The 8,932-nt window shown below is 42.0% G+C and carries 8 protein-coding genes; 1 reads left to right on the top strand and 7 read right to left on the bottom strand.

Translation table 11 applies throughout. The annotated features are described in order from the left end of the window. Positions 1-157: 157 nt before the first annotated feature. Complete coding sequence (locus R8925_RS15340; RefSeq protein WP_430536662.1) at positions 158-523, top strand: hypothetical protein; 366 nt, start codon at positions 158-160, stop codon at positions 521-523. 258 nt (positions 524-781) lie between these two features. Here R8925_RS15340 and R8925_RS15335 read toward each other — a convergent pair whose 3' ends face one another. From R8925_RS15335 to R8925_RS15305, 7 genes are all read right to left on the bottom strand, one after another. Further along, on the bottom strand, positions 782-1,429 hold the full coding sequence (locus R8925_RS15335; protein WP_430536661.1) for a MarR family winged helix-turn-helix transcriptional regulator: 648 nt from the start codon (positions 1,427-1,429) through the stop codon (positions 782-784). Positions 1,430-1,527: 98 nt separating this feature from the next. Then, complete coding sequence (locus R8925_RS15330; protein WP_430536660.1) at positions 1,528-3,168, bottom strand: M6 family metalloprotease domain-containing protein; 1,641 nt, start codon at positions 3,166-3,168, stop codon at positions 1,528-1,530. Between the two features lie 143 nt (positions 3,169-3,311). Then, positions 3,312-3,992, bottom strand: coding sequence for a L,D-transpeptidase family protein (locus tag R8925_RS15325; RefSeq protein WP_430536659.1), 681 nt, complete (start codon positions 3,990-3,992; stop codon positions 3,312-3,314). A gap of 79 nt (positions 3,993-4,071) precedes the next feature. After that, entirely contained in the window at positions 4,072-4,605 is a 534-nt protein-coding gene (locus tag R8925_RS15320; protein WP_430536658.1) for an AAA family ATPase, read from the bottom strand. 140 nt (positions 4,606-4,745) lie between these two features. After that, a complete protein-coding gene (locus tag R8925_RS15315; protein WP_430539457.1) occupies positions 4,746-6,575 on the bottom strand; it encodes an ABC transporter ATP-binding protein in 1,830 nt (609 codons plus the stop codon). Further along, complete coding sequence (locus R8925_RS15310) at positions 6,572-8,296, bottom strand: ABC transporter ATP-binding protein (protein ID WP_430536657.1); 1,725 nt, start codon at positions 8,294-8,296, stop codon at positions 6,572-6,574. Before R8925_RS15310 ends, R8925_RS15315 begins: the two co-directional genes overlap by 4 nt. 8 nt (positions 8,297-8,304) lie before the next feature. Beyond that, positions 8,305-8,724, bottom strand: coding sequence for a MarR family winged helix-turn-helix transcriptional regulator (locus R8925_RS15305; RefSeq protein ID WP_430539458.1), 420 nt, complete (start codon positions 8,722-8,724; stop codon positions 8,305-8,307). Between the last annotated feature and the right edge of the window lie 208 nt (positions 8,725-8,932).

Genomic DNA, 8,932 nt, shown 5'->3' with positions numbered 1-8,932 from the left:
GAACAGTCTCTGATGGATTACATGCTCGCTTTGCTCTCATGTATATTGGGACTGTAACTCATTCTATTCGAACAGTCCCAACAATACAAGAAGCTATTGCAAAAGAAGACAAATAAGTTTAGTGGCATCGTCGTTTCAGAAAGAAGGTGTAACGAAAATGGATAGCATTTTTGCTAATATTGGTGATTGGTTCGGTACTGCTATCGTTATCATTGGTATTCTTTTTGGGCTCATCAGCTATTTTAAAAAGGCGGAGACGGAAAAAGAGAAGGACGAGAAACCTAGCCTTCCAAATGTGCCAAAACAACGATCTACATCTAAAAAATCATCTGCTAAAAAGCCCCAACCATCGGGCTATAAAGATACAGTGATTAAAGATGCAATCTCAAATGCTGATACTAATGTGACACGTATGCATCATCGCCATACCGCTACAAAAAAACGTGTCCGCGGAAAAATGCAGGAAGCAATCATTATGAAAGAAATTCTAGATAAGCCGGTTTCTATGAGGCCGCCAAAATAAAAAGAAAGAGGACGGGAAAAACTCATTTTCATGCAAAATAAGCAAGATATCACACATCCTTTTTTTTGAGTAGGATGTGAATCTTGCTTGACACAAATCGAGCGAAAGCGTTTGTATTCAGGGGATTTGGTGAAAGCCGGAAGCGGAGCATACGACTGTATGTGAGAACCGGAAGTCCGCCAAATCCCCTGAATGCGAGCGCTTGTCGCCGATTTATTTGGGTTATGTTCAGACCCTTTTTTCTTTGCTTAAAAAGGCTTATCTATGATCTTCATGTCCAAAATAATCTACATTGCGCATGGCACCAAAATCTGGGTATCTACCGTGGGAAAATCTTGGATCGCAATGGTGACCTCTGTGTCCTGGGCCGTGGCCTCCACCGCGTGGTCTACCTCCGCCAAAGCCAGGGAATCCGCCACGTCCTTGCAAGCGGGGATCGTCAAAGCCTTCATCCTCACTCATATCGCCTAATGCTTTTCCAAGCTCGTCTGTAATCCTGTGTAAATAATCGTGCAGATTCGCCTTTTCTTCATCATCTAGCACATCGAAAATCTTATTGTAATCGGTCTGATTATCCTTGCTCTGCTCTACTGCTTCCGCGCCGGCCTCTGTCAATTTAACATTCATCACGCGGCGATCTTCCTCGGATGGTTCACGCGTAATGTATTCATTTTTCTCCAGCTTTGCCAACAGCTCACCTAAAGACTGGTTCCGCATATCGAGTAAATATGCCAATTCTTTTTGTGTGATTTCAGGTTTCATTTTTAAAATCGCTAATACTCGTCCTTGACCGCGATATGGGTTTCCTAAAGGTCCAGCACCACGCAAGTTATGGATTTGATAGTGATGCAACATCCGGTTAAATTGGATGAATTGTTTCATCAAATTGTTTTCTGTTTCGCTCATTTGTAATTCCTCCATTAGTTTGTTTTTGTCATTAGACATATTTGAAAGGTACCTTTATTTATCATTATAAAGGTACCTTTCAAATATGTCAAGTTGATTTAATTCGTTACTTTAATGAGCACAGTATCTTTTTTAGAACCGTCTAATGACCGCGCTGTGATAATCGCTGTCCCGACTACTTTACCAGTTATTTTTCCCTTAGCGTCTACTGTCGCAATTTTAGTATTCGAGCTTGTCCAAGCGATTCCTTTATTTGAAGCATTAGTCGGTGCTATAGTAACCCGCATTTGGAAAGCAGTGTTCTTTTTGATATAGACACCACTTCGATTTAATGTGATTGCTGTTACTGGGTAGGCTGGACCGATTCTGACAGACATGACGTTACCCGGCTTAGAGTTCACTTTGAAAGAAAAATTCGGATAGGCTCCATTACTAAGACGATTCGATGGATTTGTGCGATTATTCAAATAGATTTGCTGTGCTTTGCCTCTAGATCCCGTGCCGACGTAGTAAAGCGCATCAGACATGGCAGTGCTACCGCTATTCAACTGGGAGTAACCAATAATGCCTTGATTCGCTTCCTTCAATGTCACCATTTGTTTACCTATAGTTTGATTGCCACTATAATTTGTATTCACATGATAAATAGCGATACCGCCTTTGTACACTTTGCCGATTAACGCACGGTCAAAGCCGATAAATTGCCGATTCTCGATTAAAAAGTACTCTCTCGGAGAACTTGTATTAATTCGCAAAATTGTCGTTCCTGTGTAAACCATTTGGGTAGAAGATGTCGTTGTACTGACAACACGCGGTGTCACAGCACCAATTTTAACCTTAGAATAGGCGTCTAGAAGAATTGGTGTTTGACCTGGATAGCTGTCACCAGATTGTTTTCCCCAAGCACCTTTTGCCATTAAGCTGTAAGTTCCAAGGCCACTTCCTGAACCGTTTGTATTGTATAGATCCATCAAACCAAGGTCATGTCCAAGCTCGTGCGCAATCACACCGATTGTTGCCATATGTGTACCGTGCATTTCACCAAATTGCGTATATGTGAAAAACGTTTTACCATCTAGCTTTGGTGTGATATTCCCGTTCATTCCCCACATATGTCCCCAAACTGAGACCGCTGTGTTTGTGTATGCTCGCTCTTGCCCCGCTACAATCGTCATCACATGAAGCTCACTCGCATCAATGCGGCCATTTTGATTCGTATCATACTGTGCAAAATTAACAAAACCGTTCGCTGCAATTAGTGCATCTCGAACAATATACTGATTACGCGTATCAATCGCCGTACCAGTCCGTGGGTGATTACGATTCAATTTGACCCGTACTACGCCATTATTTGCGGTTCCTGACGTTTCACTGGCAGGAACGAGATTAATTTTAGCATTCGTCGCCTGTGTATAATAAAGCCGTACTGATTTACTCGTCGTACTAAAAACTTTCTGATTCCAGCTCGCTTCGCTCTGTTTGATTGCCACGTCTTTGAAACTTACTAGAATAACTAGCACGCGGTTTACAGCAGGCATGGCGCTCACTTTTGGAATCACCGTGGTTGGTGTTTGCGCTGGTAGAGATGATGCGCTCGGATATTTACTTACCGTAACGGGAGTTGTTTGTGCATTTGCTTCTCGTAAGGAATCTGTGGAACTTGTCTGTGCTATCGTTACGACACATATCGATAGAACCATCATGACTACCAGCACCATCCATTTCAGAATAGGCCGCATGATTTGTTCCTCCTTTAATTCGGCTACATTCGCCGTTTCATGATTGGTAATTAATACCCGAATTTAAAAAAGGCTAAACGATGCGCACAGATGAGCAATTAAAAAAAGCTCTCCGAATTTTGGAAGGCTTGGTCTTGCTGTACTTAATATCTACTCAATTCCGTTCTTGGCGATTGGATAATCACTGGTTTTTTATTCGGATCTAGCCATTTTAAAATTTTAACTACATTGGCTTGACTGGTTCCCGTGCACCCCATCGTATAGCTACTAGATACATGGAAAAAGATTGCTGAGCCCCAACCTGGTTTTCTAAGCGGATTATAATTAATTACGAACGCATAGTTGTAAGCCGGTTGATATAATTTTTCCGCAGATTTCCAGCGATTGTTGGCTGGGAGCACTTGCCATGAATTGTAAAGTTTCGACTTGCTATCATCCACCCAAACATCACGTGTTGTCGTTTTGCGATAGGGCATCTTTGTCCCAGGATTAGCATAGCGACCAAAAGCCGTTCCAAGCGTGAACTTCCCGCGTGGACTTTGAACCACTGTCTCCCGCATCGTTGTCGCAAAACCATCCCTACCAATAAAGCCGTACATCAATGCTTTACGCTGCCAAATACCTTTACTATCACGCTCAAATGTCTGAATCGTTGCCTTATTGGATTTATAACCCGGCGTTGTCACTAAAATAAGTTGCTTATTCGCCCCTATTGTCTTAAAACGTTGCGCATCATTCGTCGCTGCATCTGCCTTACTTCCAACTGCAAAAATAACCCCAAACGCTAGAAAAATAACAACCATACTACAAAACACTTTTTTCACAACAAAATCCCCCCTATTATCTTTATAGGGTTCCACTTTTTTTTATATCTAAACATGACAAAAGATGAAAATAGTCGATTTATTTGAGGTTTAATACCGTCAAAACCTGCGTAACTTCCTCATCAACCGTCCTATCACCAGTAACCCGCAACACCGGGCAATTTAACTTTTGAAACCAAGCTTCATGTAGCTTCTTACTTCGCACATCTAGGCCACCATCTTCATATCTCGAAGCCCACGCAACAAATTCCAAATGCGCCTCGTACCTACTTCCTCCTGGCAAAATCGCATCGCCATAACGCATCTGTTCCCGATTCACCAAACGCCCTAATCGCACATCACGCGGCACCTCTAAAAAAACTACTACATCAAAAAGCCGTTCCAGCGATGTCCCCCAATTAGAAAGCGCACCCGAAAGGATCCAATCATGATGCTCTGCAAAATCTTGCTCCATCATCTCCAATCGCGCCTCTATTTCCCTCTTAACATTATATTTCTCTTCCCAATAATAGTCATCCGTATCAAAAAAAGGCACGCCAAGCCTATTCGCAAGCGCTCTACCAAGCGTTGAAGTCCCAACACCCGATGCCCCCATCACATGAATCCTCACCATACACCTATTCTCCCCCCATAAAAGAAACTTCTCCACCATCCTACCACAAAAAAACACCACCAGCCAAAGCCAGCAGCGCTAAAGAGTATTCAAATCTTTTAATCACTTCACACCCAGCGTTGAAAACACACCGCCACACCTCAGACGGCTTGGTCGTTCGCGAACTGACTATTATAAAGATCCGCATAGAAACCATTCTCATCAAGCAATTTCTTATGCGTTCCTTGTTCAATCACATTCCCATGGTTCATAACGAGAATCAAGTCCGCATCACGAATCGTCGACAATCGATGCGCAATAACAAAGCTTGTCCGCCCTTCCATCAAGTTCCCCATTGCCAATTGAATGTTCAATTCTGTCCGTGTATCAACACTTGATGTTGCCTCATCCAAAATCAAGATGCTAGGATCAGAAAGAATCGCACGCGCAATCGTCAACAATTGTTTTTGTCCTTGCGAAATGTTTGAGCCCTCTTCGTTCAGAACAGTGTCATAACCGTCCGGCAAACGTCTAATGAATTCATCTGCATACGCCGCCTCAGCAGCCGCGATAACTTCTTCTGTCGTGACATTATCTCGTCCATATGCAATATTCTCTGCAATCGTCCCGTTAAATAACCACGTATCCTGCAATACCATACCAAATTTCGCGCGCACATCATTTTTCGTCATATCACGCGTATCAATGCCACCGAGGCGAATTCCTCCACCCTCAACATCGTAAAAGCGCATCAACAAATTGATGATTGTCGTTTTACCCGCACCAGTCGGACCAACAATCGCTACCATTTGTCCTTCCTTCACATCAATATTCAAATCATGCATCAGCGTTTTATCTGGCGTATAACCAAATTTCACATGATCGAAAACAATTCGATCCGATTCTCCTGCACGATGTTCCACATTTTCTGGAGTAATATCTGTTTCCTCTTCCTCATCCAACACTTCAAAAATACGCTCAGCCGAAGCCATCGTAGATTGAATGATATTTGAGATGTTCGCCACACTAGAGATAGGTTGCGAGAACAACTGCACATATTGCGTAAATGCTTGAATATTACCAACTGTTAGCGTCCCATTCGTTACAAAAATACCACCACCGACACAGACTGCTACGTAACCAATATTCCCAACAAATTGCATGAGTGGCATCATGATACCCGAGATAAATTGCGCCTTTTTTGCAGCAACATAGTAATCATTATTTACCACATCAAACTTCGCAAGTGTTTTCTTCTCTTGCCCAAATGCTTTCACAACCGTATGTCCACCAAACGTTTCCTCCACATGATCGTTTAGCACACCTAGGTTTTTTTGTTGTGCGCCAAAATATTTTTGCGAACGGCTAGCCACGATTGCCACGAGCAAAATACTAAGTGGAACCGTCGCGACAACAATCAATGTCATCTGCCAACTAATCGTCAACATCATAATCAGAACACCGACAATTTGCACAATCGCCGTAATCGCCTGTGTTAAAGCCTGTTGTAGCGTATTCGCAATATTATCCATATCATTCACGGACCGGCTCAAAATATCACCATTAGAGCGCGTGTCAAAGTAACGAAGCGGTAAACGGCTCAGTTTAGCCTTTAATTCTTTACGCATATCATACACCGTACGTTGCGCCACACTCGACATCACATATTGTTGTAAAAAACTAAATAACGAACTACCTAAATAAAGCAATAATACAATAAACAGTACATCAAAAATCTTATCGTAATTAATCCCAGCTGGCGACATAACACCTGCAAATATTTCCGTCGTCGCCTTTCCAAGTTCTTTTGGACTAATAACATTAAAAATCGTTGACAATATAGCGAGTAAAAGCACTGCAATAAGCGAGATAGCCCGTGGTTTCATATATCCTAATAAACGGAACAAAGACTTTTTAAAATCTTTAGGTTTGGCTGTTGGCATCACGGTTCTTCCGCCACCATGTCCACCTGATCCTGGTCCTGGACTCATGCTATCTCCTCCTCTGACAGTTGTGATCTCATAATTTCTTGGTAAATCGTATTCGACTCTTTTAATTCTTCATGCGTTCCAATTCCAGCAACTTTACCTTCGTTGACCACAATAATCTGATCCGAATCAATAACTGACGTAATCCTTTGCGCCACAATAATCGTAATCGACTCGCGCGTTTCCGGTTTTAAAGCCGCACGCAATAACGAGTCCGTTTTAAAATCAAGTGCTGAAAAGCTATCATCAAAAATATAAATCTGCGGTTTCCGAATCAACGCACGCGCAATCGCCAAACGCTGCTTCTGACCACCCGAAAAATTATTTCCGCCCTGTTCGACACGGCTATTTAAGCCTTCCGATAATTTCGAAACAAAGTCCTCCGCTTGTGCCGTCCGTAAACCCGACCAAATTTCTTCATCAGTCGCCGCTTCATTCCCATAGCGCATATTCTGTTCAATATCACCAGTAAACAACATCGCTTTTTGAGGAACTAAGCCAATTTTCATCCGTAAATCTTCCTGCGTCATCTCCCTGACATCCAGACCATTCACGCGTACCGCACCTTCTGCAACGTCATAAAAACGCGGAATCATATTAATAATCGTCGACTTCCCAGCCCCGGTGCTACCAATAATCGCAATCGTCTCCCCAGCATTCGCCTTAAAAGAAATACCTTCAATCACTGGCTTCTCAGCACCAGCGTAGCGGAATGACACATTATCAAATTCTAATGAAACCGGAGACATCACATTTTTCGCATCCTTAGTATCGTGAATTTCCGTATCCATTTCCAGCACTTCATTAATACGTTCAGCAGAAGCCGCCGCACGCGGAATCATGATAAACACAGCCGAAACCATCATGAAAGCAATCATAATTTGCGTTGCATATTGAATAAACGCCATTAAATCACCGACTTGCATGCTACCATCGCCGACAAATTTCGCCCCAATCCAAATAATTGCAATGGTCGTCAAATTCATAATTAACATCATCAAAGGACTCATCAGAGAAAGTAGTCTATTAACACCGACCGCCGTTTTTGCGTAATCCTCATTAGACACATCGAATTTCTTCAACTCATCATCACCACGGTTAAACGCACGAATCACCCGAATTCCCGTTAAACCTTCCCGGATGACTTGGTTCAATTTATCCATTTTCTTTTGTAGTGATTTAAACATCGGCATCGCCTTCCCACCGATGAATATGACCATTACGAGTAAAATAGGTAATACAATCACAAAAATAAGCGACAGTTTAGCATCTTTGCCAACTGCCATAATCACACCACCAATTAACATAATCGGTGCCATCACCATCATTCGTAGCATCATATACAACACATTTTGAATTTGTACCACATCATTTGTTGAACGCGTAATCAAAGACGCCGTCCCAACTTTATCAAATTCCTGCAACGAAAAATTCTCTACCCGGCCAAAAATGTTGTCCCGTAAATCGCGTCCAAATCCCATCGAAATCTTGGATGCATAGTACACAATAATGACCGAAAGACCTCCTGACAAAGCAGAAATGCCCAACATCTGCAATCCTACTTTCCATATGTAGGCCGTGTCACCTTTTGCAACACCATTGTCAATAATATCTGCCATTAGAGTGGGCAAGTACAACTGTCCTAGAACTTGCAGAAATGTTAACATTAAAACTAGTACAATGCCCCATTTATAGGCACCCATTCGCTTTACTAATTTCATCATAACGTTGCTTATACCTCCTTATTTTCAGCTTTTTTGTTGAGATACTCTGTTAGTCTATCTAGTAGCGAAATTAACTTCTCCATTTCATCTTTACCCAAAAATAACGTCATATCCTCAAAATTTTTGTGAAAAGTTGAAATTATTTCTGCTACTACTTCCTTTCCCTGTCCCGTAAGTTGAATATACGCGGCTCTTTTATCCACCGGATCTTGGCTTCGAATGATTAGCTTCTTCTCTTCTAACGCATTAATTTGCTGCGTCACACTTGGTTTTGATACCCTGAGAATCGCCGTTGCATCCGATACTTTCATGCCCTGCTTATGATTCGAGTGCTGTAAGCCTTGGTGTAACATAAACAAGAACCGGGTTTCGGATCGTTTTAAGCCGGCAACTTTAAAATTTTGCAGCTCTGCCCGCTTAAAATTCATAAAAGCTTTCACAACTGCTTGGCCTAAATCTTCCTCCGAATTATGCACTACTCTGCATCCCCCTTTTTATTTAGTTTACTTAACTAAGTATATTCTTCTTATGTAGAAAGTCAAGTGAGAACTATTAACAAAAAAGAGGATGGGACAAAAGTTGATCTACAAATCAACGGATGTTCCATCCTCTTCTTACGATTAGTCAACCAATAAA

This window comes from Listeria rocourtiae subsp. hofi (genome assembly GCF_963575615.1).
GTDB lineage: Bacteria > Bacillota > Bacilli > Lactobacillales > Listeriaceae > Listeria_A > Listeria_A hofi.
The sequence above is the reverse complement of the archived record's forward strand: the minus strand, read 5'-3'. Positions and strand labels throughout refer to the sequence as shown.

Bases quoted from the DNA above. Each gene is read 5' to 3' on its own strand.
- R8925_RS15340 (WP_430536662.1), top strand. From the start codon at position 158: ATGGATAGCATTTTTGCTAATATTGGTGATTGGTTCGGTACTGCTATC.
- R8925_RS15335 (WP_430536661.1), bottom strand. From the start codon at position 1,429: ATGAGCGAAACAGAAAACAATTTGATGAAACAATTCATCCAATTTAAC.
- R8925_RS15330 (WP_430536660.1), bottom strand. From the start codon at position 3,168: ATGCGGCCTATTCTGAAATGGATGGTGCTGGTAGTCATGATGGTTCTA.
- R8925_RS15320 (WP_430536658.1), bottom strand. From the start codon at position 4,605: ATGGTGAGGATTCATGTGATGGGGGCATCGGGTGTTGGGACTTCAACG.
- R8925_RS15315 (WP_430539457.1), bottom strand. From the start codon at position 6,575: ATGAGTCCAGGACCAGGATCAGGTGGACATGGTGGCGGAAGAACCGTG.
- R8925_RS15310 (WP_430536657.1), bottom strand. From the start codon at position 8,296: ATGATGAAATTAGTAAAGCGAATGGGTGCCTATAAATGGGGCATTGTA.
- R8925_RS15305 (WP_430539458.1), bottom strand. From the start codon at position 8,724: ATGAATTTTAAGCGGGCAGAGCTGCAAAATTTTAAAGTTGCCGGCTTA.